Source organism: Empedobacter sp. UBA3475 (genome assembly GCF_002378465.1).
GTDB classification, from domain to species: Bacteria; Bacteroidota; Bacteroidia; order Flavobacteriales; family Weeksellaceae; genus Empedobacter; species Empedobacter falsenii_B.
The window spans coordinates 60,196-86,674 of the sequence record NZ_DFRA01000068.1 but is presented as its reverse complement, the minus strand read 5'-3'; the positions used below and the strand labels follow the sequence as shown (position 1 = coordinate 86,674).

The window sequence follows — 26,479 nt, the reverse complement described above, 5'->3', positions numbered from 1 at the left end:
TACAAAAAACTCCGCTAAATATTTAGCGGAGTTTTTTATTGATATACTTTTTTGATTAAGCTTCTACTTCTTTATCACGATTCTTTGGAAAACGGCGATAACCTTTCAAATTAAATCTAAAATCTTTTTTCGTTGGACGAACAATAATACGTAATGATGAATCATTTGTAAAATAATTTTGAGCCCAATTAAAGAAAATAGCCAGTTTGTTGCGAACAGTCAAGATTAACATTAAGTGTAAGAACATCCATGTAAACCATGCCAAACGTCCAGAGAAAGAGAATTTAGGTAAGTCAACAACAGCTTTATGTTTTCCTATTGTAGCCATAGATCCTGGATCTTGATATTCAAATAAAGTTAATTTATCTTCTGATAAACCTTGTCCAATTTTATTGAAATTTTTGGCTAAATTCATAGCTTGATCCCCAGCAACACGTGCTAATTGAGGATGTCCATGAGGATATTTAGGTGTTTCCATACAAGAAATGTCACCAATAGCATATATGTTATCAGTTCCAATAATTTTACTTGTACGATCTACCTTAAAACGGTTACCTCTTTGTAACTCTTCTTGAGACACAGCTCCTTCAGGAATATTTCCTGTAACACCAGCAGACCAAATTAAATTTTTTGTTTTGATTGTGCGTCCGTCAGCTAAGGAAATAGTTTTTCCATCATAATCTGTAACTCGTCCTTCTGTCCAAATATGCACTCCCATATTTGTCAAATATTCGTGAGACTTTTTATGAGCTAAATCAGACATAGGTCCTAATAAATTAGGACTTCCTTCAATCAAATAAATATTCAATTTAGAGAAATCTAAATCTGGATAATCTTTTGGTAGAATGTGTTTTTTCATATGTGCAATTGCACCAGAAAGTTCTACTCCAGTTGGTCCACCACCAACAACAACAATGTTCAAAATTTCTTCTAATTCTTCTTCTGACTCAGCAGAATAAGCACTTTCAAAATTTGTTAACAATCTGTTTTTTAGCGTTAAAGCTTCGTTTGTGGATTTCATTGGGAATGATAATTCCTCAATTTGCTTATTACCAAAGAAATTTGTGGTACATCCCATGGCAATAACCAAATAATCGTAAGAAAAATCTCCGATTGTGGTTTCAACAATATTAGCTTCTTTTTTTATAGCTGTTACTTCAGCTAATCGTACGCTGACATTTTTACTTCCTTGAAATACTTTTCGTATAGGAAACGAAATATCACTAGCGTTTATTCCTGCTGTAGCAACTTGATAAAAAAGAGGTTGAAATTGATGATAGTTATAACGGTCAATAAGTGTAACAGAAAAGTGTGGGTTATTATTTAATTTACGGGCTAATTTAAGTCCGGCAAATCCAGCACCTAAAATGACAATCTTTTTCTTTTCCAAAATTCACTTTTTTGTAAAATTACGAACAAACTAAGAAACAATGAAACATTTATTAAAAATTATTCTGAACCTTAGATATTTACTATGATATCGGATTGATTATTAGATTTTTTTAAATTTATGTTTTTTGTCAGTTTTAAATAAATTGTTAAAATTATTTGTGATTTCATGTATTTCTAAGCTTTTTTAATTTTGTTGAAAGATTAGAATTTAAACAATTTTTAAGCTGAATCGTTTTAAGAAATCAATCAAATTCACGAATTTTATTCCAAATTAATTAAGTCAAAAAAACAAGTAATGAGCAAATTATTTGAATCAATCAGTATAAATGAATCTATTTCATTAAAAAATAGAATTATTATGTCGCCAATGTGCCAATATTCTTCGGAAGATGGTTTTCCAAATGATTGGCATTTTCAACATTATGTTTCGCGTGCAGTTGGCAATGTTTCGGCGATTATACAAGAAGCTACTGCTGTTATTGCAGATGGTCGAATTTCGTATGGCGATTTAGGAATTTGGAAAGATGAACATATTGAAGTGTATCAAAAATTAACTTCCGAAATTAAAAAATACAATTGTGTTCCTGGGATTCAGTTAGCGCATGCAGGAAGAAAAGCAAGTACAGAAAAGCCTTGGTTGGGACACCATCAAATAAAATCTGACGAAAAAAATGGTTGGAAAACAGTTTCGAGTTCTAATTTACCTTTTAATGAATCGGATGAAATTCCACATCAATTAACAATTTCTGAAATTAAAGATGTTGTAAAAGAATGGGGAAAAGCAACTGAACGCGCGATAAAAGCTGGTTTTGAAATTTTAGAAATTCATGGTGCGCATGGATATTTGGTTCATCAATTTTTGTCGCCTTTAATCAATAATCGAACAGATGAATATGGTGGAAGTTTCGAGAATAGAATTCGTTTTGTGTTGGAAATTGTTGCTGAAATGCAAAAATATATTACAACTCAATCGCTTTGGGTTCGTTTGTCAGCTTCGGATTGGGCAGAAAATGGTTGGAATTTAGAAGAAACAATAGAATTGTGTAAGATTTTAAAACAAAATGGAGTAGAAGTGATTGATGTTTCGTCTGGAGGAGGAGTGAGTCATCAAAAGATTGATGTCAAAAAAAATTATCAAGTTCCATTCGCAAATGAAATTAAAAACCAAGTCGAAATCATTACTGGAGCTGTTGGATTAATTTTTGAGCCAAAACAAGCCGAAGAAATTCTTCAAAATGAAGAAGCAGATTTAATCTTTTTAGGAAGAGAATTATTACGCGATCCATATTTTGCATTACGTGCTGCAAAAGAGTTAGAAGAAGATATAAAGTGGTTGCCACAATATGAAAGAGCAAAAAATAATCATTACGCATAAATTATGTTAGCATTAAAAAAAATCCATCATATTGCAATCATTTGTTCGGATTATCAAAAATCAAAACATTTTTACACAGAAATTTTAGGATTCGAAATTGTGCAAGAAGTTTACCGAAAAGAACGTGATTCTTATAAATTAGATTTAGCTTTGCAAAATTATTACTGCATCGAATTATTTTCTTTTCCTAATCCACCAAAACGTGTTTCTCGACCAGAAGCTTATGGATTGAGACATATTGCTTTTGCTGTGGAAAATATAGAAAATGAAGTAGAAAAATTAACGCAGTTGAATGTGATGGTAGAGCCAATTCGTGTGGATGAATACACGCAAAAGAAGTTTACTTTTTTTGAAGATCCCGACGGTTTGCCGATAGAATTATACGAAGAATAGAAGAATAAATGGTAAAAAAGAGTTTACTTGCCTTAGCAATGGGAGGTTTAGCCATCGGAATGACGGAATTTTCGATGATGGGAGTTTTAGAAGATTTTGCAAAAGATTTGAATATTTCAATTCCAACAGCAGGGAATTTTATATCAATGTATGCAATGGGCGTAATGGTTGGAGCTCCAACATTGATCATGGCTACAAGTAAATATTCGCCTAAAAAAGTATTAATCTTTTTTATGTTATTGTTTACCATTTTTAACTCACTTTTTGTTATCGCACCAAGTTATAATACCTTATTAATTGCTCGTTTTATGTCTGGTTTACCTCATGGAGCATTCTTCGGTGTAGGATCTGTTGTGGCAGCACAATTAGCAACAAAAGGAAAAGAAGCGCAAGCTATTTCGATTATGTTTGCGGGATTAACGTTTGCGAATTTAGTCGGAGTTCCATTAGGGACGAAATTAGGACAAGTTTTTTCGTGGCGATTAACGTTTGGGATTATTGCAAGTTTAGGATTAATCACAATGTTAGCGATTTCGCTTTGGGTTCCAAATCTTAAAAATACAAACAAAGGAAGTTTAGTAGAGCAATTAAGTTTCTTCAAAAAATGGGAAGCTTGGGTATTAATTGTGATGATTTCTATCGGAACTTCAGGATTATTTGCGTGGATAAGTTACATTTCTCCATTAATGACAAATGTGGCAGATTTACCCAAAACAAAAGTTCCAATTATTATGACCTTGATTGGTCTAGGAATGTTTGTAGGTAATTTTATAGGTGGAAAATTGGCAGATACCATGTCGCCAAATAAAGCTGCAATTATCTCATTTGCTTCGATGGCGATTTGTTTAGTGATTGTTTATTTCACTTCTCACATACAAATAATGGCTTATATTATGTCGTTTATTACGGGATTAATTGCGTTTACAATTGGTTCGCCAATTCAAATGATGTTGATTAATAACGGAAAAGGATCCGAAACTTTAGCCGCAGCAGCTGGTCAAGCAAGTTTTAATATCGGAAATGCTTTAGGTGCATTTTTAGGAGGAATTCCGATTGCAATGGGGTTAGGATTTAATTCGCAATTGTGGGTTGGCTTTATTATGGCTTCGGTAGGATCAATAATTGCAGCAATCTTTTTACAATTAAAATCGAAAAGAGTTTAAAAATATTACTTCAATCATAATCAAAGGATGTTCTACGGAGCATCCTTTTTTAGTTTATATTTGTAACAAATTAAACTCAAATGAATCATTACAAAGCTCTTATTATAGATGATGAACACTTTGCTCAACAAGGGTTAAAGAAAATTATTCAACATGCTTTGCCAGATTTTTTTGTTTCCATTGATACTGCAAATTCTGTAAAAGAAGGCGTTGAAAAAATTAAGGAAAATCAACCAGATATCGTTTTTTTGGATATTCACATGCCAGAGGAATTTGGGTTTAAATTATTTGATTATTTCGATGATATTACGTTTGATGTCATTTTCACAACAGCTCATTCAGACTATATTTTAGAAGCTGTAAATCAATGGGGATGTTTGGGTTATTTGATGAAACCTATTTCAATTTCTGATCTTAAAGTATTATTGAATCGTTTTGTAGAGCGTCAAAATCAAACAAAAATAACGAAAGAGATTATTAATATTGCAGATGATTTTGAAGATGAAGTAGAAACTGATAATCTGAAAGACGTTTTCAAAAATGAGCATGGAATTATATTTATTCCATCTATAACAGAGGTTTTGGTACTGAAAATTGAAAATATTATTTACTGTAAAGCAGATGATAGTTATTGTACAATTTTTACTGAAAAAGAGGCGTACATGGTAACTAAAACGCTGAAAGAGGTAGAAAATTTAATTGATCAAACCAATTTTTTCCGTGTCAATAGATCGTATTTGGTTAATATTAATTTTGCTAAAAAATTTGATAAACGAAACAATTTATTGATTCTGAATTGTCATCCAAAAGATGGTGAATCAAATCTTCCTGTAACTTCTTTGGGGTATAAAATTTTATCGAATGTGGTTGCGTAACTTCATTTTTTTACTTGTTTTATTTCATTGCTCTCATCAACTTTCTGCGCAATATGTTCTGACAAAACAATACACGTACGAAAATGGCTTGCCTGCCAATGAGATTTTGAGTGTTTACAAAGATTCTCGTAAAATCTTGTGGGTTGGAACTCGTTTTGGCGTATTTGTGAAAGACATGGACAATTTCAAAATGATGAAACGCTTCGAGAAAGTACAATACAATAATGTTTGGACAATAATAGAAGATAAGCAATATAATGTTTGGTTCGGAAGTTACGGACAAGGGATATTGAAATTTACTGGTCAACGTTTTGAACAAATTAATACAGCGAAAGGATTAGTTTCGGATCGTGTTCGAAATTTATTTTATTTAGATGATTTAATATATGTTGCTGCGCAAGGTGGCGTTTCGATTATTGATACAAAATCAAAGAAAATTTATAATCCTTCTTTTGAAAAAAATAACAATATTGTGTTCGAAGCGGTATCTTTTTTCGAATATCAAAACAAGGTTTATGTTGCAACAATAGATCATGGTGTTTATGAAGTTCATCGCGATAAGTTGAAGTTGGTCAATCCTTTCAATCGAATTAATTATAGTTTTTTGAATAATAATGATTTGTATTTGTCATCTTCTAAAGGTCTTAATATCATTTCGATAAACGATTTTTTGAATAAAAAATTGAATTTTAAAACCTACGATTTTCCAGTTTTTAGAAATCACAACATTTCAGATAAACGTCATTCTCTTTTATTAGCTGGTTACGAAACGGGTGCAGGAAATGGAATGGTTGCCGAATTAAATGACAATAAAATAACAGATCAAACAGAAAATTTTAAAATCACTTCGGATTATCCATATCGAGTTTTTAGTAGTAAAACGGATGATTTAATTTATGTTGGAAGTGCTGATAAAGGACTTTTTGAAGTTCATTTTAATCATTTTTTAGATTTTTCAACGATTGATAATAAAAGAGTCATTGAAATTCTAAAAGTTGCGAATACACAATATTTTTTAACACCAGAAGGACTTTATTTTCAAGAGAATAATGTATTCAATAAGCAGATAAAGAGAAATGCTTTTTATCAATATATGCTTCGAAATAAGTCAAAATTCAAAGATTTTTTAAGTCAATCAAATAAAGATTTTTATGAAATTGATTTTGATTTGAAAGAAAAAAATCTTCGTTTTTATAAAATGATTATTCGTCATAATTCGTTTATTATAGCAACTAATTTAGGACTTTTCGAGTTAGATTTTAATGGAGAATTCAAAGATTATTTACCTAATCGAACAAGTCAATTTACATATTTTAATAATCAATTTATTCAGACAAATCCTTTTGGAGGAATTTTGGTTTTTGATGATCTGAATAATCTAAAATATCACGCATATTCAGCTACGCAAGCGAATGTTCCGAAAGATGTTGTTTCGATTTGTCAAAATAAAAAAGCTGTATTTTTTGGTTCTTCTTTGGATGGATTATTCAAGTATGAAAATGGAAATTTTATTTCTTATTTGCAAAATAATCAGTTTAATGAATCTAAAATTAAAATGATAAAATGCGTTGGAGATAATCAGTTGTTGGTTGCAACAGAATTTGCGAAAGTCTATATTTTAGAGGTAAAAGGAGATGAATTAATCACAAAAAAAGTAATCAATATTCGTGAAATTGGCGGGGAAAATATCAGTTCAATTGACATTTTTGGGAACTCAATTCTGATTGGAACCAATCGTAATTTACTCGTTTTCAATAATGGTAAAACATATATGATTGGTAATGAACAAGGTTTTGTAAATAAGGATATACATTCGTCTATTTTTGACGGAAAAACGGCTACAATTGGTGTTGAAAATGGATATTATAAGTTAAATCTTGAGAATTTATTAAAGCAAAAAAATCAGTCGAAAGAGATTATAATTACAAGTTTTAAAATTAATGATCAATCTTTTGGAATAGATAAATTTATGTGGTTTGATTTGATTGATAAAGATTTGAATTTAAAGAATAATGAGAATAATATTACATTAAATTTTGCTGTGGTTGATGCTAATTTTGCTCAAAGTTATAAGTACAGATATCGTGTAAATCCTGATGAAAAGTGGAACGAGTATTTTTATAACCCATCTATTTATTTGCGGAATATACCATATGGTAAATATCGTGTTCAATTAGAAATAACGGATACAAGCAATGGACAAAAACAAATTATTGATTTGGTTTCGTTGAATGTTGACGAACCTTTTTACTTGAATATTTATTTTATTTTGTTGTCAGTCTTAACTTTAGGATTGATTATTTATCGTTATAATACAAATAAAATCAAGACGTTAAATAAATTTAATCAATTAAAAATTAGTCAATTAAATGAAAAAAATACTCAAGAAAATCAACGTTTGCAATTAGAGCGGCAATTAACCGAAACGAAGTTAACAGCTTTACAATCGCAAATGAATCCGCATTTTATTTTCAATGTGCTGAATTCTATTCAGTTTTATATTTTGGATAATGATATTGATAATGCGTTAAATTCGTTGGGACGTTTTTCTCACTTGATTCGTCAGATGTTAAATCTTTCAACAAAAGATGAAATTAGTTTGAAAGACGAAATTGATTTTTTGAAATTATATGTTGAAGTTGAGAATTTTAGATGGAAAAATAAAATAGAATTTGATGTTCAAATTGATAGTCAATTGGATATTTATCGCATCAAAATTCCTCCAATGTTGATTCAACCAATTATCGAAAATTCTTTTGTTCACGCATTTGATCAAAATCATTTACAACCGATTATCAAATTGATTATTCGTGTAAAAATTGATTATTTAGAAATAATCATTGAAGATAATGGAAAGGGAAATACAACACAAATTACGCAAAATAAAACTCACGATTCGAAAGCACTTAAGATAGTTAATGAGCGTTTACAATTGCTTAATCGTAATATTGAAGAAAATATTTTTATAAATTTTCATGAAAAAGGAACAAAAGTTCGAATGATTTTGAAAGTTGATTAAAATTTCACCTGAATAAATTCACAATTCACCTTGCTGAAACGTGAATTAACGAAATCTGAACTCTATTTTAATGATAGATATTATTCAGTATATATATTTGTTGTATCGATTTCAAACTAAGTATTAAACTTTGATGCTTTGTTTTCTAAACCTATGAAGACACCATAAAAGTATCTTAAAAGTTACATTTTTCGACGTGTGAGTCAAAAAATTTTACAACAAGAAGCTACTGCAAAGTAGCTTTTTTTTATCTTTATCCCCATGAAAAATGTACAATTAGGAAATACAGATTTAGAAATAAAACCAATTTTTTTCGGAGGAAATGTTTTTGGTTGGACATTGAATGAAGAAGAATCTTTTCGAATTTTAGATGGATTTTTGGACAGAGGATTTAATGCGATAGACACTGCAAATAACTATTCGTATTGGGTGGAAGGTAATGTTGGAACAGAGTCTGAACGAATTATCGGAAATTGGTTAAAATCGAGAGGAGTGAGAGATCAAATTGTTTTGGCAACGAAAGTTGGTGGACGAAATATGATTCAAGATAAGCCAAATACTACAAAAGCTCATATCTTAAAAGAAGTAGAAGAATCACTTATCCGTTTACAAACAGATTATATCGACTTGTATCAAACTCATTATGATGATGTAAATACACCTGTAGAAGAAACTTTATCCGTTTATAATCAATTGATAAAAGAAGGAAAAGTGAGATTTATAGGAGCTTCTAATTTTTCTTCGGAGCGATTGATTGAATCGTTGGATAAATCAGAACTTTATAATTTGCCGCAATACAAAACCTTGCAACCTGAATATAATTTGTATGATCGTCAGCATTTTGAAGAATTTTTGCAACCTGTTGCTGAGAAATATAATTTAGCTGTTATCCCTTATTACAGTTTAGCGAGTGGTTTTTTATCAGGTAAATATAAAACTGAAGAAGATTTACAACAAAGTTTGCGCGGTAATGGAATCAAAAAGTATTTGAATGAAAGAGGATTCAAAATTTTGGACGCTTTACAAACTATTTCTACACGATATAATATTTCTTATTCGGCAGTTGCATTGGCTTGGTTAATGGATCAGAAAACTGTTGTAGCTCCCATTGCGAGTGCAACTAAGGAACAACATCTTGATGCTTTTGTAGAAGGTGTAAATGTGCAATTATCTCATGATGATGTTAAACTTTTGACTGAAGCAAGCGAATATTAGAATGGAAAATTTACAAATGAAACCCAAATTAACTCCAATCATTTTATGGATAATGATTATTGGGAGCGGTTTGGTTGTGGCAAATAATTATTACAATCAGCCATTATTGTCATTAATCGCTAAAGATTTTAATGTTTCCGAAAGTAAAGTTTCTAATATTGCAATGTTAACACAAATTGGATACGCTTGTGGATTGTTGTTTATTATTCCTTTAGGAGATTTACTGAAACGAAAACGAATGATCTTAATCGATTTTGTTTTTATAATCGCAGCTCTTTTGGGAATGTATTTTGCACCATCTGTAAGCTGGCTTTTTCCATTAAGTTTTCTAATCGGTTTCACCTCAGTTATTCCGCAAGTTTTTGTGCCAATGGCGGCTGAATTAGCTGAACCTCAAAAAAAAGCGCAAGCTGTCGGGATGGTTATGAGTGGTTTGCTTGTTGGTATTCTACTTTCTCGTGTTTTTAGTGGCTTTATTGGTGAATATTTAGGATGGCGAGAAGTTTATATGATAGGCGCAATTTTAATGTTTGTTCTATGGATTTTTATCTATATATTTTTACCAGAAATACAACCAAATTTCAAAGGAACTTATGGTAATTTGATGAAATCGATTGTAGATTTAGTAAAAAATCAACCACAATTAAGATTAGCTTCTTTTCGTGGAGCTACAGGTTTTGCAGCATTTAGTGCATTTTGGACAACATTGGTTTTTCACTTAGAAGAAGCACCATTTTTTGTTGGAAGCGATATTGCTGGTGCTTTTGGATTAATTGGAGCAGTAGGAGCATTAGCTGCTGCATTAGTTGGTAGAGTTTCAAAAGTTCTGTCAACATCAAAAATTATCTTTTATTCCATCATTACTATGCTAATTTCTTGGGGATTTTTCTATGAATTTGGCTATACATATTGGGGATTAATTGTTGGTGTAATTTTGATCGATTTAGGTTTACAGGCAATGCATGTTTCTAATCAAACCATTATTTTTGGATTAGATGCCAAAGCAGGAAATCGAGTGAATACAGTTTACATGACAAGCTATTTTATTGGTGGATCTTTAGGAACATTTATTGCAGCAAATGCGTGGGATAAATTTCAATGGAATGGAGTGGTTGCTGTTGGCGTTTTTTTTACTTTAATCTGTTTGATTTCTCATATTTTATTCAATAAAAATAATAAGTGATGAAAGATTTTTCTTATGAAATAACATATAAAACAGCGAGAAGTAGCGGTGCAGGAGGGCAAAATGTAAACAAGGTTGAAACGATGGTTTTAGCAAAATGGAACGTTGAAGTTTCCCAATTTTTTTCTGATGAAGAAAAAGCATTAATCACAGAAAAGCTAAAAAATAAGATTAATTCAGAAGGATTTTTACAAATCAATTCGCAAGAATCTCGCTCTCAATTGGACAATAAAGAATCTGCAACAAAGAAAATGTTAGAATTAGTTGAAAAAGCATTGATTATTCCAAAGTTTAGAAAAAAGACTAAACCTACTAAAGCTTCTCAGCAAAAAAGACTGAATCAAAAGAAACAACAAGCTGAGAAAAAAGACTGTCGTAGGTTTAAATTTTAGAACAATTAAATTCGATCAACTAAAAAAATTAATAAACTACATTGTATTGCTATAATCATTACTATTTTAAAAATAAAAGACTTTTTTCTTATTTTATGACGATAAATCTGCATTGACATAAGAGAACCAATTGTTCCACCAATCAAAGTCACAAAACAAAGTGCTAATTCAGATACACGTCTTTTACCAATAATTGAGTTTTTTTATCTATTTTAAATAAAAAAAAAGAGAGGACGTTGATAAGGAGTAGAGTAAAAAATAAATATTTATCCATTCAGTGTGTGATTAAGTAGTAAAAATACTTATAATTAGGTAGATAAAAAATATTTTTCCTAGAAATCTATGTTGTTTATCTTTGTACTTCAAAATCATAAAAAATCTTCAAAAAATAAATTGTAAAATTCTAATTATAAAATAATTATGCAAGATTTAAAAGGGAAAAATGCTTTAGTCACAGGAGGTAGTAGAGGTTTAGGAAAAGCTGTTGCTTTGGCATTGGCTAAAGAAGGTGTTAATGTAGCTGTGACAGGACGAAATACAAAGACATTAGAAGAAACTGTAGAAGAGATCAAAAGTTTTGGAGTAAAAGCGGATTATTCGATTTTTAATGTAGCTGAAAAAGTTGAAGTGAAAATGCAACTTGAACGATTAATTGAGAGTTTTGGAGCGTTTGATATTTTGATTAATAATGCCGGTATTGCGGCTTTCGGAAGTTTTTTGGAAATGCCAGAAAATGATTGGGAAGAGATTGTGCGTACCAATTTATTTGGACCATATTATGTTTCTAAAGCTGTAATTCCTTCGATGGTAGAGTTAGGAAGTGGTGATATTATCAATGTATCTTCAACTGCAGGATTAAAAGGAAACGCAGTAACTTCTGCTTATTCAGCTTCAAAAGCGGGATTGATAGGTTTATCAGAATCATTAATGTTCGAATTAAGAAAGAAAAACATTCGTGTTACGACTTTAACTCCAAGTACAATTGCATCTGAGATGTCAAAAGATGTGTTGAAAATCACAGACGGAAATCCAGAAAAAGTGCTTCAGCCTGAAGATTTTGCTCAATTAATTGTCGATTTATTAAAATTAGATAAACGCGCAATGTTGGCATCAGCTTCTTTGTGGTCTACAAATCCTTAAAAATTGATTAATTAATCATATTTATAAAATCCAATTTCATTTAGAAATTGGATTTTTTTTGAAAAAATATTTTGCAGAATCATTTTTTATATTAACTTTGAATTGCAAAGTACTTTTAATATGAGCACAAATAATCCTGTAGAAAGTTTAAACGAAATCAAATCAATGATGCAACGCACATCAAAATTCACAAGTATTAGTGGATGGAGTGGTGTTTGGGTTGGAGTAGTGGGAATGATTTCTGCTTTTATCGCTTATGTTTTGATTCTACAAGATGCACTTCAAGTAAATTATAGAGGAACATTGACACCTATTTTAATGAATAATTTAGAAATTAAATTATTCATTTTAGGAATTGTAACTTTAATGGTTGCATGTATTGGAGGTTTCTTTTTTATGACCAGAAAATCGACAAAAGATGACGTTAAATTTATAAATCCAGTTACAAAACGAATATTGCGTAAATTTCTTTTTGTTTTAATCGTTGGAGGAATAGTAAGTTTGATTTTTATCAATAATTTTAGTTTTGCTTATGTAGCTCCAGCAACGCTTTTGTTTTACGGCTTAGCTTTGTATACGGTAGAACGTGACACAATTGTAGAAATAAAATATTTGGCAATGTGCGAAATATTTTTAGGGTTATTGGCTTTCTATTTTATTTTCAATGGTTTATTGTTTTGGTTTATCGGTTTCGGGCTTTTACATCTAATTTTTGGGATTTGGATGGTACGAAAATATGATTACAAAGCTTAAATTTGCAACATGGATTTTAATCTTAATAAATTAAACAAAGTCTTTGATAATCGTATTCGTGTGGGAATTATGAGTGCTTTGGTCATGAATGAAGAAATTTCTTTTAAGGATTTGAAAGACTTTTTAGATTTGACTGATGGTAACTTGGCTTCGCACTTAAAAAACCTAGAAGAAAACGATTATATTACTGTACACAAAGGATTTATAGGTCGAAAAACGAATACAACTTATTCGATAACAGCACTTGGAAAACAAGCTTTTCAGGAGCATTTGAACTATCTTGAAAAATTAATAAAGAATATAAAATAATTTTTTTTGCATTTAAACTTTGAAAAACAAAGTACTTTTTAAAATAAATAATAAAATTCAAACTTATGGAAAACAATGATTTAAAAAATGAATATCAACCTGAAAATCAATCAGTTTATTCACAAAACAAAACAATGATAAAAGGATTTTTGGTATGTCTTTTAGTTTTAGGACTTTTAATTCCGATTCCGTTCATATTAAATTTAATTGAAGAACGACAAGGAAACAAGGAAAAAGTAATTACCGAAATTTCAGATAAATGGAGTGGGAAACAGACGATTTATGGTCCTTTTATCGAGGTTACTTACATGGAAAATGTAAATGATGGACAAGGAAAAGTTGTGAAGCAACAAGTGAAAAAGTATATTTCTGCTAATGATTTAAATATAAATGGAACGATTGATACGCAGTTAAAAAGTCGTAGTATTTATGAAGCAGTAGTTTACAATTCGAAACTGAATATCAATTCGAAATTTAAGAATTATAGCGATATGCTTAATGAAGTGGAAGTAAGTGCAGAAAATGTAGTTTCGACTAAAATTGTTTTTGGAATCTCTGATTCTAAAGGATATGAGAACAAAGTAATTGTACAATCTAACAACAAAAATTATCCATTGAATATGGATAATATAACTTCTACAATTACTATTCAACCAGAAGTTAGAGTAGAAAATGGAGAATATTTGGAACAAGTGAGTACCACTAAAAAAGTGATGCCTGTGCAAATGATGTCTCAAAAAATAGATCCTTCTACATTCGATTTTAATCAAGTTTCAATCAATTTGGTGATGAAAGGTTCTCAAATGTTGAATATCATTCCATCTGCGATTAATACAAAAGTTGATTTGGCTACAAATTGGAAAGATTTGAAATATGATGGAAATTTTTTACCTAATTCTGATCCCGAAACGAAGAATGGAAAAACAAATGTAAAATGGTCTATTTATCAACAAAATCCTTTGCAAGGACAGATTTGGCAAGACGCTTCTAACTTTTCTGATTATAGTTTTGGCGTTAATTTCTTGCAGATGAACGATCATTATGACAAAACATATCGTTCGACAAAATATGCGATTCTGTTCATTGGATTAACATTTGTAGCATTTTTCTTTATCGAAAGCCGAAATAATTTCAACATTCACTTGGTACAATATGCGTTAGTTGGATTTGCAATCTGTGTCAATTTTGTGTTATTGTTATCGTTGTCAGAATATTTAGGATTTGATATTGCTTACTTTATTTCATCTGGTGCAACTATTTTATTGATTACATTTTTTGTCAATTCTTTCCTAAAATCATTTGGTTTCACATTCAAAATTACATTAATGTTAATTTTATTATACACATTTATTTACAGTGTTTTACAACTCAAAGAACACGCGTTATTAGTAGGAAGTATAGGATTATTTATCATTGTTGCAATCCTAATGTACTATTCAAAAAACATCGAATGGAACAAAACAAAATAACATTTGCACACTTATTTTTTGGGATTTTTGTCATCGGTCTTGTACTGATGGCAATTTCCTTTACGGATATTGTGATTAAAAATAATGATACAATTTTCAGCTTTTCTATTCTTATTTTAGAGCTTGTGATTTGCTTATTTGCAATGTCATTTTATTTGAAAATTGATAAGATTTCGGAGTTGTTTTTAGGAAAAATTTTCTCTAATTCTGGACAAATATTTGTTTGGACCAACATTACATGGCTTTGTATTCCAGTAGCTTTTGTTTTGGATGTAACAATTATTCGAGGATTTCATGATTTAAGTTTTTATTTGCCGCTTTTAGGTTATTTATTGTTTCTTTTAATTATAGTCGATTTTTTTGCAGCAATATTCTACACTAATTTTGATGATGAAGAAACGATAGGTTTTAATTATCTTAATTATTTTTCGATTTTTTTAGCGGTAGTTTTAATACTATTTTTTAGTTTGATTATAATACTTTTCGCTGTTTTTGAGTATCCTTCAATATCAATCTGTTTTATGATGTTTAATATTTACCTCATAAATATTATTACAAAAATTTTAAAATTAAAAGCTTAAAAATTTTTGTTATGAATGTTTACTTTGAAACTATGAAGATAGATATTCAATATTTTCAGCCAAAAGGAGAAGGTTATACACCAACGAATCGAATTATCACTTTAGATAAAATTTCAAATCAATTAAGATTTGATGATATCGATGATTAAAACATTCATAATATATAAAGTTTAAAATCTGATAAATATAAAAATTATTATTCAAATCTGTCAAATTTATAAATTAGCTGTGTGATTATCGAATAATTCTACTAAGTTTAAGGCTTGAAAATGCAATTGTAGTAATTTGCGAACCGTTTTTTAAAACAGATAGAATTATTAAATATATGAAAAGTAAAAAGTTAACCAATGTATTAACACTTGGATTTGCGTTGTTTGCGATGTTTTTTGGTGCAGGAAACCTTCTTTTACCTCCTTTGATAGGATTAGAAGTGGGTTCAAATTATTTCGTCGCGATGATAGCATTTGGGTTAACTGGTATTTTATTGCCATTTACTGGTATTTTATCTGTTGTTTTTTCGGGTGATAATTTTAATGATTTAGGGCATCGTGTGAACAAACATTTGGCGGCTATTTTAGGTACAATTATTATGATTTGTATCGGACCGTTAATTGCGATTCCTCGTACTGCCGCAACAACATTCGAAGTGGGATTAAAACCATTTTTTCCAACATTGGATCCGATGTGGGGATCGTTACTATTTTTTGCAGTAACACTTATTTTAGCGATTCGTCCCTCAAAAGTGGTAGACGTTATTGGAAATTATTTAACACCAGTATTATTGATTTTATTGACCTTATTAATAGTCATTGGAATTATATACCCAACCGCTGATTTCTTACCTTCAGACTTAACGATGATGCAATCTTTTTCGAAAGGTTTTATAGAAGGTTATCAAACATTAGACGTTTTGGCTTCTGTTATTTTTGCTGGAATTATTATTTCAGCAGCACGAGATAAAGGGTATACTGATACAAAAAGTAAATCTCAAATTGTAATTATATCAGGTTTATTGTCTACAACTTGTTTGTTATTTGTATATGGTGGATTGATTTATTTAGGTGCTACTTCTGGAATTACAAATCCAGAAATTTCTCGTGCAGAATTATTAATAGAAATCTCTCGAAATACATTAGGACAGTATGGGTTAATTGCAATTGCGTTATGTATGGCGTTTGCTTGTCTTACCACTTCAATCGCATTAACATCTGCGGTAGGTACATTTTTTGGACGTTTAACAAATGGAAAAGTAAGTTACACTGCTTTAGTGATTTTATGTACAGTAATATCGTTTGGTTTATCAATAAAAGGTGTAGACGAAATTATTAATTTTGCATATCCACCTTTGGCTTTCGTATATCCAATTACAATCACGTTAGTTATTTATATAGTGTTGTTTGGAAAAACAATTAAAAGCAAAACTCCTTATATTTTTGCATTAATAGCGTCTACAATCATCGCAATTTTAGGATTATTGAAATTATTAGGAAAGTTAGATGAATCGACTATAGAAAATCTGAATAAAATTCCATTTTTCGAATACGATTTAGGTTGGATTGCACCTTCGATTATCGGTTTTGTAATTGGTTTATTAGTTGATAGATTAAGAAAATAAAAAATCCTCGGAAAATTATTCCGAGGATTTTAACCAATCAAAACTACTATAAAAACACTAATTGAATAATGATAATGTCTATCTTTTATTCTTTTACAAATTTCTTAAAGTTTTGACTTTAAATCTATTATTCTTAAATGATTTCTTTTATGTCTAGATAGAATTAATTTATAACTATTTATTTATGATGGTTATAGAGAATTTCAATCACATGATTTAAGATAAGTTTATGAATTTTTCGTATTTTGAAAAATCAAAAAAATAATCCAAAAAAATGATCGAAAATTGTTCGCGTTGTAACGAAACAATGGAGTGTAAGGTAGATGATATTTCGAATTGTGCTTGTACTACAATTGTTATAAAAGATGAAATAAAAGAGTTTTTGAAGAAAACGCATTACAAATGTTTGTGTAATTCTTGTATAGAAAAACTGAATTATTTTGTAGAATTAGATCAAGAATATCCACATCCAACAATGCCTTCGGAGTTTGTTCCTCATATACATTATTATATCGAAAATGGGTATTGGGTTTTTACAGAATTTTTCCATTATCAGAAAGGAAAATGTTGCCAAAATGGTTGCAGACATTGTGCTTATGGTTATAAGAAATAAAAAATGGTTCAACTTACATTGAACCACTAACCAACCTAAAAATACTATAAAAAAACTCTATTTGATTAAGGATATTCTTCTTCAGAAAATCAACTTCATTATCCTTAACAACTATGAATAAATTATTTATGGTACAAAGGTAGGTAGATTTCTTAATTTGATAAATAAATTTATATTTATTTTTTTATACTCAAATAGATAGAATTTATATTAATGTTAAGAAAATATTAAATTTACCTATTTATGAATATTTGCTAAAAAATCAATACTACATTTCCGAATGTTGTAATTCTAAGAAAAATATTGCATTATTTTTTTTGAAATTTTTTCAGCAGTTGTTTTATCTTCAGTTTCTTCCAAAGTTGTTACATAATCCTCTAAGAAACTTTTGATTTCTTGTTGATTAGAACCTTCAAAATTAGCTAAATAATCTTCGAAATCGATATTTCCTAAAACACGATCAAAGTAAGTTTTGGCTTCATCATATTTTTTCATGCTCACTAACAAAGGCGCAATGCTATGACTAATATAAAACTCGTTTACAGCAGCTTGTTCAGCATTTTCTTCTTTTTTGAAATGTGCAGAATTTAAGTAACTATTATAAGCTTCCACAGCTTTTTCATTTTCACCTAAAACCTCATAACAACGTGCTTTGAAGAATTTAATTTCGTAAAATTCGTCTTCATTCAGTTTATTGAAAAATGTAATACTTTCTTTGGGATTTGAATAAAATTTTCGGTATCCAATAATAAAATCTTCTACAAATTCTGTATCTGTTTGTTCAATAGCGAAATTCAATAAGTTTTGAGATTGTTCTTCTGTTAATTGTCCAATAAAAGCTTCCCAATAATTCACCAAAGTATTGAAATCATACGCCAAATCTTCCACAAAAATTTGTGCAGCAATTCGTAGAAATTTATCACCCAATTGATCGATTATTTCATGGTCTTCATCAGAAAAATCAGTTGAATTATACAATAGATTTTCGATAATTTCTGACGCCTTATCTTCTGAATAATCATTATTTAATTGTTTCAAAGCATTGCTAACATTGAATTCCATTTGTGTAAATTTTAAATTAAAAATCAACACAAAGGTAACTGATTTACTGCAAAAAAAACTTGATAATTTCAAAAGTTAATCGTCAATTCTAATGAGAATTTAATGAATAGTTTTTTTGAGAAAGTAGAATTTTAGTTATCTTGTGGTAGTTTTTATTAGTTTATTTAAAATAAACGTTTTATGTTACGAATCTATTCGATAGTACTAATTATATGTGGTTTTTGTTTTACAAAAGCTCAAAATTTGAATGTTGGCGCTCAGTTTCCGATTAATAAAATTGAAAATATCAATCAATCTTCAAACTTTAAAATTATTGTATTTACGCCAAGTTTATACAAAACGAATCCGTATGCGAGCATGATGACAACTTCGCTGAATTATTATTTTGTGAAGAATTTGGCATTTTCGTCTCAAAATCCACCAAAAATTGATGTGATTTATATTGTAAATGAAGATAATAAATGGAGTAAAGAACCGCAGCAAACGTTTGCTTTTAATGAAACGACTAATCAAAATAAGTTGGATGGAACGAAGGTAATTTATGATGAAGTTGGAAAAATTTACAATGCAATAGGGTTGAAACCTTTTAAGCAAAATTCAATTTCGAGTATAATTCCAACGTCAAATTCTAACAATGTTTTAGTAGAAAGTTCGATTCTTTTTCTAGTGGATCAAAACAATAAAATTTTGATGCGAGATAATGATTATCGTGCGCAAGGCGAACATCTGAAACCTTTGGAAAGATTGATTAAAAGAACGTCTAAAATCGATAACATAGAAGTAAATATCACAGAAAATAAAACCTTGAAGGTTGGTGATAAAGCACCAGATTTTATTTTGAATGGACCGAATTATAAGACTAATTCGACAGATAAATTTTTGAATGATAAATCGACTTTTAAAGTTTTAACGTTTTATCCTGCGGCGTTTAGTGGACAAATTTTGCCTGATTTTACGTCAATTGATACGAAAGCAGCAATGACTTGTGCTGCTCAAATTCAATTAATCGATCATAATCCATTGTTACAAAATGTAAAAAATTACGCAGTTTCTAGTTCTACAAATCCGTTGTTAGAATTATGGAAATCAGCTTTGCGAACAAATAATATTACGTATTTGAATGATGAGAATTATGCAATTTCGTTGATGTATAATTCTTATAATCGTTTAGGTTACAATAATAGAGCAACTTATGTGATTGATAAAAATGGAATTATTGTGTATGCAAATCCAGATTTGACGTTTGAAGATGAAGCAAAATTTCCAACTATTTTAGAAAAAATCATTCTGAATAGTAAATAAATTATGAATCAAATTGTGTAATATCTTCAAATTTAGCCTCAATCAAATTTCTTAAATCTTCGGGGTTTAGAATAATTTGTAAACCTCTTTTTCCTGCACTAATACAAATCTGATCTTGCAAAACAGCCAGTTCTTCTATGTAAGTAGGAAATTGCTTTTTCATTCCGATAGGTGAGCAACCACCACGAATATAACCTGTAACATTCAGCAAATCTTTCAAAGGAAGCATTTCGCAGTTTTTATTACCAGAAATTTTCGCAAATTTTTTCATATCAAGATGTGTGTTTGCAGGAATTACGGCAACTAAAAATGGTTCTATATTTCCTTTCAAAACCAAAGTTTTATAAATTCCTTCCGGATTTACGTTCAATGAATTTGCAACATGCAAAGCATCAATATGTTCTTCATCAACTTCATATTCGCGCAATTCGTACGAAATATTGTGTGTGTCTAAAATTCGTACTACATTTGTTTTAGCAGTTTTATTGCTCATTCTATAATAATTTACACAAAGTTATTACGAAAAACTTTTATAAAGGTTTTTCTATAGAATTATTGTCTAAGATAATTTTTTGAACGAAAATTTCTATTCTCAAAACTATTCTTACCTTTGCATTATAAATGAAGTTTTTGCAACACATATTACGTTTACCGTTTTTTAGCACTTATTATCGTACAATATTTGCTCGGGTAGACTATGTGTATACTTCGTATTAATTTTGTACGTCAAAAATTTAATCATAATCTACAAGCCCGAGCAGTTTTGCTCGGGCTTTTTTTATTTAAAAAAAATCATGGAAAATTTAAAAAGTTTAAAGGAAAATGTAGCTATTTTTTTACCAGAAAATGGATTGGAAGAAAAATTAAAATTAGCTGAAAAAGAAAATCGACCATTACGAATCAAATTAGGTTTTGATCCTACCGCACCAGATTTACATCTTGGTCACGCCGTTGTATTGAAGAAATTGAAAGAATTTCAAGATTTGGGACATCAAATAGTTATTTTGGTTGGGAGTTTTACAGCTCAGATTGGAGATCCAACAGGAAAAAATAAAAGTCGTCAACCGCTGAATGCAGAACAAGTTCAGAACAATGCGGAAACCTACATTAATCAATTGTCAAAAATTATTGATGTGAATAAGGCTGAAATTGTGTTTAATTCAGACTGGTTAGATCATTTACCTTTTTCGGATATTATTCAGTTGTTGTCAAAAGTTACGGTTGCACAACTGATGCATCGAAATGATTTTAATAAACGCTTCACCGAAAATACGCCGATTGCAATGCATGAGTTGGTTTACCCGATTTTACAAGCATACGATTCTGTTCAGATAAGTGCTGATATCGAAATGGGAGGAACGGATCAATTATTTAATTGTACAATGGGACGACAATTGCAAGAAACCAATGGAGAAGCTGCTCAGATTGTAATGTGTATGCCACTTTTGAGAGGAACCGATGGAAAAGAAAAGATGAGTAAATCGTTGAATAATATTATTGGTTTGACGGATGAACCAAATGAAATGTTTGGGAAAACAATGTCTATTCCAGATGATTTATTAGAAGAATATATTGCGTTAGCAACGGATTTTTCTATTGAAGAAAAAATGAATTTGAATGAGCGATTAAAAACAGATAATCCAATGTTAATTAAGAAATTAGTTGCAAAAAATATTATTATTCAATACCATTCTGTAAATGAAGCTGAACAAGCAGAAGAATTTTTTAACAATCAATTTCAGAAAAGAAATGATGAAAATAGAGTTTTCGAAGTTGTTAAAATTAGTTCTTTAAACTTTGAGAATGATAATATTACATTGTTAGATGTTTGTCATCAATTAAAGAAAGATTTATCGAGAAATGCAATCAGACGTTTGATAGAAAGCGGTGCAGTACAAATTAATGGAGAGAAAAAAATGGATGCTTTTGATGATTTTGAATTAAAAACCGAAACTAAAATTAAAATAGGAAAACGAGATTTCTTCGAGTTGAAGTAATAGTGAAAAGATGATTTACTATTTAGTAAATCATCTTTTTTATCTCCTATTTTCTTAATCTTGAAAAATTTGATCAAAATTTTTATATTTCTTTTTTAAGCGTTGTTTCGCTTTTTTGACTGAATCAGCCGAAATTCCTAAGATTTGCGAAATTTCTAAATTGTTCAAGCCTAATTTTAACAAATAAATAGTTCTCAAATTAGATTCGGTTAAAGATGGAAAATTTTGAGAAAGATATTTTACAAAATCGTTTTGTTCATGAGCAAAAATATTTTTGAAATTTCCCCAACTTTCGTCTGTCATTAAATGCGAATCTAAGAGATTAACTAATTCATTATATTGTTTTTCTTTGTTTATGGTACTTGAATTGGAAATAGAATTGATTTCATTTTTTAATGTAACTATTTGTTTATTCTTTTCAGACAAATAAGTTTTATAAGATTCTAAAGTTTGAGCAGTTTTATTTAATTTATTTTCAGATTTAAGTTTTTCATTTTGAATAGATAATATTTTATTATCGTATGTAGAATTTTGTATTTTTATTTTTCGACGATAAGAAATTATTACAAATAAAATGATAATGATTAATAGAAAAGAAATAAGAAATAATGCATTTTTTAGGATGGTTGTTTTCTCTTGTTCTGCTTTTTCTGCTTCAAATTTAAAGTTGAAATTATCTTGTTGAATTTTCCAATTAATTTCATTAATCACATTTTGGCCATCAGTTTTTTGCAACTCTAACTCCAATTCATCTAGTTTTCTTCGGCTAATTAACTCCTCATTGATATTATTGTTTTTTACAGCAATTTCTAATAAGATTTTATAAATGTCATATTCAAAACTGTTCAAATAAATTTTCTGAGAAGCATATTCTTTTGCTTCATTCAAAATTATTTTAGCATCATCAATTCGATTTAATTGCAAGTACAATTTTCCCAATTGAATATTAGCGTACATTAAATTTCGAGCGTTTTTTAATTTTTTAGAAATTTCAATATCTTTTTTCAAATTATCAATCGCTAAATCGTACTGTTTGTTGAGAATATTTATAGAGGCAATATCACCTAAAGCTTTTGCATATCGAATTTCGTCCTTATTTTGAATTGCATATTCTTTTGTTAATTCGAAGTAATTATTTGCTTTATTAATATTATTTTTATTCATAAAAACATGACCAATCGCATTCAGAATTGTTCCATATTCGTGGTCTTTTTTGTTGGTATATTTTAAAGCTAACAAAAGATATTTTTCACTTTTATCAAATTCTTTTACATTCATAAAGTAGAATGCATTCTTTTTGTAAACATCACTTTTAGAAAAAATATCCTCATCTTTTGTTAAGTCGAGAAGTTTTGATGCTTCCATAAAATATGGATAAGCATTTTGATATTGGCTAAAATTATAATAGTAATACCCATATTGTGTATTCACCCAAATTTGTAATTCTGGTGAGTTAACATTTTTTGAAACTTTTAATGCAGACTCAAATAACGAATTACTTTTTTTGTTTAATTTATCGTTGGTTTGTGCATAGAGATTAGCTAAATAAACTTGATAAATTGATTTTAGACTTTTTGATAAAAAAGAAGTTGATGAGATATCTAATTTCTTGAAATTATTTTGCAATTGAATAGTATCTGTCACATTTTTATTCTGTTCGATGATTTTTTCAATAAGAATACGTTCATCATTTTTACTAATAGAACTAAATGATGATAAAAATAAAAAAGGAAAGAGTAGGAGCGTAAAAAAAATAGAAACTTTCAATATATTATTTTTTCAAATATAGACCGAAAAAATTGTAAATCTTAACAAAAAATTGAATTATTTTTATGTTTTACTTCATTTTCAAAGTATTGATATTTAGATGAATATGAAATGTCCCCCCAGTTGTCCCCCCTCTAAATTGAGTATTTATTTTTTTTATTATCTATTTTTGAATTAAGTATCTCGAAAGATTACTAATCTATCATCAAACTATTAATTAAAAATTTTAGACTCTTCAACTACTTAAACCTATTTATAAATCCAATTACAAAATTATCTCCTCCATAATGTATGTTATGGGGGAATTTTTTTTGAATTTTTTTCTTTGTAATTTAGTTTAATATTTTAATTAGAAAAGAACGGATGAGAAAAATAAACTACTCAGTGTTGGATTTGGCTTATGTAAGAGAAGGAGATACATTAAATCAAACGTTCAAAAACACGTTAGATAACGCAAAATTTGTAGACGAAATAGGGTATAGCCGTTATTGGTTATCTGAACATCATAATATGCAGAATGTAGCGAGCGCGGCAACTTCTTTATTAATAGGCTATGTAGCAAATGGAACTTCAAGAATTAAAGTTGGTTCGGGAGGAATAATGCTACCTAATCATACTGCTTTATCAGTTGCAGAACAATTTGGGACTTTGGATGCGCTTTATCCAAATCGTATCGATTTAGGTTTAGGTCGTGCGCCAGGAACTGATCAATTAACAGCTTCTATTTTGCGTAGAGGAGATAATTTTATGAATTACGATTTCGAAGCTGAAATCAAAAATCTACAAAACTATTTTAGTTTAGATAATAAAGAAAGTAAAGTGCGTGCGATTCCTGGAGAAGGAGCAAATGTGCCGATTTATATTTTGGGATCAAGTACAGATTCGGCTTTTTTGGCGGCTAAATTAGGTTTACCTTATGCATTTGCGGGGCATTTTGCGCCACAACAATTTTATAATGCGGTAGAGATTTATCGTTCTCAATTTCAACCTTCAGAATTTTTGCAAGAACCTTATACGATTGCTTGTGTCAATGTAATTGCGGCGAATACAGACGAAGAAGCGCATTATTTATCGATGTCGATGTACCAAGGATTTTTGAATATTATTACCGATAAACGCCAACCAATTGTTCCACCCGAAAAAACACAATTAGAATTGGCTTCGCCTGAGCAAAAATATATGCTAAAAGGAATGACAGCTTTGTCTTTTATTGGAAGTAAAGGTGCTTTGGCGCAGAGTTTAGATGAATTTATTTTTGAATCTAAAATTGATGAAATTATGGTTTCTACGAATGTTTTTGATCAAAAAGCAAAACGAAAATCGTATCAAATTGTAAGTGAATTATTTCGTTAAATGAAATCAAAGAAATCAATCTCAAAGTTCAAGTATTATTCAATGTTTGTTGATCAATTCAAAGATCAATTGACGATTGTTTTGATGCTAAATCTTGTTTTATTTTTTATTGCAAACCATTGGAGTTATCTTGTTCCTGAAGAATTTTTGTTTGTAAGTCACAAAGATATTTTTGGCTTATTTAGAGAACAATTTGTGCTGAATGAATTTTTTGAGGTATTGGCTTATACTTTTTTGGGCGCTTTATTTATCCATTTCGGAACATATAAAATGAATAAAATCTGGATTTTTAGGCTTAATGCGTTGCTTTTAGTAATTGTTTCCACTTATTTTTGGACAATTCCTTTGCTGCAAAGTGCTGAGATTGTTTTACAAAAAGGTCATCCTTATTTTATTGCGGCGATTATTGGTCAAATTCTTTTGTATTTGATTGTCGGAAACGAATTTTTAGGTTCAATCAAAAATAAAAGAAAACAACCCAAAATCAATCATTCTTAGTTATATTTGCCAAAACTTAATTTTTACAAAAATCAAACTATGTACTCATTTGATAAATTTCACGAATTAATTGCCGAAACAATCGATAAAAATCCATTTTCTAAAAATCCAGAAGAATTATACGAACCGATGGATTATATTTTGAATATTGGTGGTAAAAGAATTCGTCCAATTTTGACTTTATTGGGAACTGATTTGTTTGATGGTGAAGTTGAAAAAGCGTTGAAACCTTCGTTAGCGATTGAGTTTTTTCATAATTTTTCGTTGATGCACGACGATATTATGGACAATGCTTCATTAAGAAGAAGTAAACCAACAGTTCACGAAAAATTTGGATTAAATACAGCGATTCTTTCTGGTGATGCGATGTTGGTAAAAGCATATCAATATTTAGAAGATTTAGAACCAGAATTATTTAAACGTTCGACAAGATTATTTTCTAAAACTGCTTTAGAAGTTTGTGAAGGACAGCAATTGGATGTGAATTATGAAACAAAATTGAATGTTTCATACGAAGATTACATCAAAATGATATCTCTAAAAACGAGTGTTTTACTTGGTTGTGCTTTGAAATTAGGCGCAATGATTGGAAATGCTTCGGAGGAGGATTCAGATAAATTGTACCAATATGGTTTGAATTTAGGAATCGCGTATCAATTGAAAGATGATTATTTGGATGTTTTTGGTAGCCTTGAACATTTAGGTAAAAAACACGCTGGAGATATTTTCGAGAATAAGAAAACGATTCTTTACATTTCTGCTTTAGAAGCGGCAAACGAAGAAGAAAAAGAGGAATTATTATATTGGTATAGTTCAAATACAGATAATATCGATAAGGTATATGCGGTAGAAAAATTATTCAGAAAACTGAATGTTAACCGTAAACTTTCAACGTTAATTAGAGAATATACGAATAAAGCGCACAGCTATTTGGATCAAATTGATGTTCCAGAAGAACGTAAATCTTATTTGAGAGAATTAAGCGAAGTTTTAATTGATCGACAAGGATAAAA

Annotated in this window: 25 protein-coding genes; 20 read left to right on the top strand and 5 right to left on the bottom strand. The window is 29.5% G+C overall.

The annotated features are described in order from the left end of the window. Positions 1-55: 55 nt before the first annotated feature. Positions 56-1,390, bottom strand: coding sequence for an NAD(P)/FAD-dependent oxidoreductase (locus B3I31_RS14180; protein ID WP_286495204.1), 1,335 nt, complete (start codon positions 1,388-1,390; stop codon positions 56-58). Between the two features lie 297 nt (positions 1,391-1,687). On the opposite strand from B3I31_RS14180, the gene B3I31_RS14175 reads away from it, so the two are divergent. From B3I31_RS14175 to arfB, 8 genes are all read left to right on the top strand, one after another. Continuing rightward, positions 1,688-2,767 carry an NADH:flavin oxidoreductase/NADH oxidase gene (locus B3I31_RS14175; RefSeq protein ID WP_291049159.1) on the top strand — a complete coding sequence of 360 codons (1,080 nt, stop codon included), beginning with the start codon at positions 1,688-1,690 and terminating at the stop codon, positions 2,765-2,767. A 3-nt stretch (positions 2,768-2,770) separates the two neighbouring features. Continuing rightward, positions 2,771-3,160, top strand: a complete 390-nt coding sequence (locus B3I31_RS14170; RefSeq protein WP_291059386.1) for a VOC family protein — start codon at positions 2,771-2,773, stop codon at positions 3,158-3,160. Positions 3,161-3,168: 8 nt separating this feature from the next. Next, positions 3,169-4,323 (top strand): MFS transporter, encoded by a 1,155-nt coding sequence (locus tag B3I31_RS14165; protein WP_286495202.1) that lies wholly within the window; start codon positions 3,169-3,171, stop codon positions 4,321-4,323. A gap of 80 nt (positions 4,324-4,403) precedes the next feature. Then, a complete protein-coding gene (locus B3I31_RS14160; RefSeq protein WP_221856275.1) occupies positions 4,404-5,198 on the top strand; it encodes a LytR/AlgR family response regulator transcription factor in 795 nt (264 codons plus the stop codon). Continuing rightward, positions 5,185-8,217, top strand: a complete 3,033-nt coding sequence (locus B3I31_RS14155; protein WP_291059384.1) for a sensor histidine kinase — start codon at positions 5,185-5,187, stop codon at positions 8,215-8,217. Before B3I31_RS14160 ends, B3I31_RS14155 begins: the two co-directional genes overlap by 14 nt. A 261-nt stretch (positions 8,218-8,478) precedes the next feature. Further along, the gene (locus B3I31_RS14150) at positions 8,479-9,432 is read left to right on the top strand and encodes an aldo/keto reductase (protein WP_286495199.1); all 954 of its coding nucleotides are present in this window, start codon (positions 8,479-8,481) and stop codon (positions 9,430-9,432) included. A 1-nt stretch (position 9,433) separates the two neighbouring features. Next, positions 9,434-10,615: an MFS transporter gene (locus B3I31_RS14145; protein ID WP_286495198.1), complete on the top strand. Its 1,182-nt coding sequence runs from the start codon at positions 9,434-9,436 to the stop codon at positions 10,613-10,615. Next, a complete protein-coding gene (gene arfB / locus B3I31_RS14140; protein ID WP_286495197.1) occupies positions 10,615-11,007 on the top strand; it encodes an alternative ribosome rescue aminoacyl-tRNA hydrolase ArfB in 393 nt (130 codons plus the stop codon). Before B3I31_RS14145 ends, arfB begins: the two co-directional genes overlap by 1 nt. Positions 11,008-11,012: 5 nt before the next feature. On the opposite strand, the gene B3I31_RS14135 is transcribed toward arfB, so the two are convergent. Continuing rightward, positions 11,013-11,198 carry a DUF1294 domain-containing protein gene (locus tag B3I31_RS14135; protein ID WP_409410630.1) on the bottom strand — a complete coding sequence of 62 codons (186 nt, stop codon included), beginning with the start codon at positions 11,196-11,198 and terminating at the stop codon, positions 11,013-11,015. A 229-nt stretch (positions 11,199-11,427) separates the two neighbouring features. Here B3I31_RS14135 and B3I31_RS14130 point away from each other — a divergent pair, with 229 nt between their 5' ends. The 7 genes from B3I31_RS14130 (at position 11,428) to B3I31_RS14100 (ending at position 17,487) form a co-directional block, all read left to right on the top strand. Further along, complete coding sequence (locus tag B3I31_RS14130; protein WP_221856283.1) at positions 11,428-12,147, top strand: 3-ketoacyl-ACP reductase; 720 nt, start codon at positions 11,428-11,430, stop codon at positions 12,145-12,147. Positions 12,148-12,267: 120 nt separating this feature from the next. After that, entirely contained in the window at positions 12,268-12,900 is a 633-nt protein-coding gene (locus tag B3I31_RS14125; protein WP_219034337.1) for a hypothetical protein, read from the top strand. Positions 12,901-12,909: 9 nt separating this feature from the next. Further along, positions 12,910-13,209: a winged helix-turn-helix domain-containing protein gene (locus tag B3I31_RS14120; RefSeq protein WP_038331250.1), complete on the top strand. Its 300-nt coding sequence runs from the start codon at positions 12,910-12,912 to the stop codon at positions 13,207-13,209. Positions 13,210-13,274: 65 nt separating this feature from the next. Beyond that, the gene (creD, locus tag B3I31_RS14115) at positions 13,275-14,678 is read left to right on the top strand and encodes a cell envelope integrity protein CreD (protein WP_286495193.1); all 1,404 of its coding nucleotides are present in this window, start codon (positions 13,275-13,277) and stop codon (positions 14,676-14,678) included. Then, a complete protein-coding gene (locus tag B3I31_RS14110) occupies positions 14,660-15,259 on the top strand; it encodes a hypothetical protein (RefSeq protein WP_219034339.1) in 600 nt (199 codons plus the stop codon). Before creD ends, B3I31_RS14110 begins: the two co-directional genes overlap by 19 nt. Positions 15,260-15,584: 325 nt before the next feature. After that, the gene (brnQ, locus tag B3I31_RS14105) at positions 15,585-16,874 is read left to right on the top strand and encodes a branched-chain amino acid transport system II carrier protein (RefSeq protein ID WP_286495192.1); all 1,290 of its coding nucleotides are present in this window, start codon (positions 15,585-15,587) and stop codon (positions 16,872-16,874) included. 274 nt (positions 16,875-17,148) lie between these two features. Further along, positions 17,149-17,487 carry a cysteine-rich CWC family protein gene (locus B3I31_RS14100; protein ID WP_038331257.1) on the top strand — a complete coding sequence of 113 codons (339 nt, stop codon included), beginning with the start codon at positions 17,149-17,151 and terminating at the stop codon, positions 17,485-17,487. Between the two features lie 291 nt (positions 17,488-17,778). Here the strand turns inward: B3I31_RS14100 and B3I31_RS14095 are convergent, their stop codons facing one another. Continuing rightward, complete coding sequence (locus tag B3I31_RS14095; RefSeq protein WP_286495190.1) at positions 17,779-18,549, bottom strand: hypothetical protein; 771 nt, start codon at positions 18,547-18,549, stop codon at positions 17,779-17,781. 180 nt (positions 18,550-18,729) lie between these two features. Here B3I31_RS14095 and B3I31_RS14090 point away from each other — a divergent pair, with 180 nt between their 5' ends. Then, positions 18,730-19,851, top strand: a complete 1,122-nt coding sequence (locus tag B3I31_RS14090; protein ID WP_038331384.1) for a redoxin domain-containing protein — start codon at positions 18,730-18,732, stop codon at positions 19,849-19,851. Position 19,852: 1 nt separating this feature from the next. Here the strand turns inward: B3I31_RS14090 and ybaK are convergent, their stop codons facing one another. Then, positions 19,853-20,344, bottom strand: a complete 492-nt coding sequence (gene ybaK, locus B3I31_RS14085) for a Cys-tRNA(Pro) deacylase (protein ID WP_125349287.1) — start codon at positions 20,342-20,344, stop codon at positions 19,853-19,855. Between the two features lie 301 nt (positions 20,345-20,645). Here ybaK and tyrS point away from each other — a divergent pair, with 301 nt between their 5' ends. After that, the gene (tyrS, locus tag B3I31_RS14080) at positions 20,646-21,848 is read left to right on the top strand and encodes a tyrosine--tRNA ligase (RefSeq protein ID WP_125349288.1); all 1,203 of its coding nucleotides are present in this window, start codon (positions 20,646-20,648) and stop codon (positions 21,846-21,848) included. 54 nt (positions 21,849-21,902) lie between these two features. Here the strand turns inward: tyrS and B3I31_RS14075 are convergent, their stop codons facing one another. After that, entirely contained in the window at positions 21,903-23,615 is a 1,713-nt protein-coding gene (locus tag B3I31_RS14075) for a transcriptional regulator (RefSeq protein ID WP_286495188.1), read from the bottom strand. Between the two features lie 363 nt (positions 23,616-23,978). On the opposite strand from B3I31_RS14075, the gene B3I31_RS14070 reads away from it, so the two are divergent. From B3I31_RS14070 to B3I31_RS14060, 3 genes are read left to right on the top strand one after another with little or no spacing between them, the layout of a single operon-like run. Continuing rightward, positions 23,979-24,968 carry an LLM class flavin-dependent oxidoreductase gene (locus B3I31_RS14070; protein WP_115001001.1) on the top strand — a complete coding sequence of 330 codons (990 nt, stop codon included), beginning with the start codon at positions 23,979-23,981 and terminating at the stop codon, positions 24,966-24,968. Next, positions 24,969-25,466 carry a hypothetical protein gene (locus B3I31_RS14065; protein ID WP_115001000.1) on the top strand — a complete coding sequence of 166 codons (498 nt, stop codon included), beginning with the start codon at positions 24,969-24,971 and terminating at the stop codon, positions 25,464-25,466. It abuts the gene before it with no gap. A 39-nt stretch (positions 25,467-25,505) separates the two neighbouring features. After that, positions 25,506-26,477, top strand: a complete 972-nt coding sequence (locus tag B3I31_RS14060; protein WP_115000998.1) for a polyprenyl synthetase family protein — start codon at positions 25,506-25,508, stop codon at positions 26,475-26,477. Positions 26,478-26,479 lie beyond the last annotated feature (2 nt).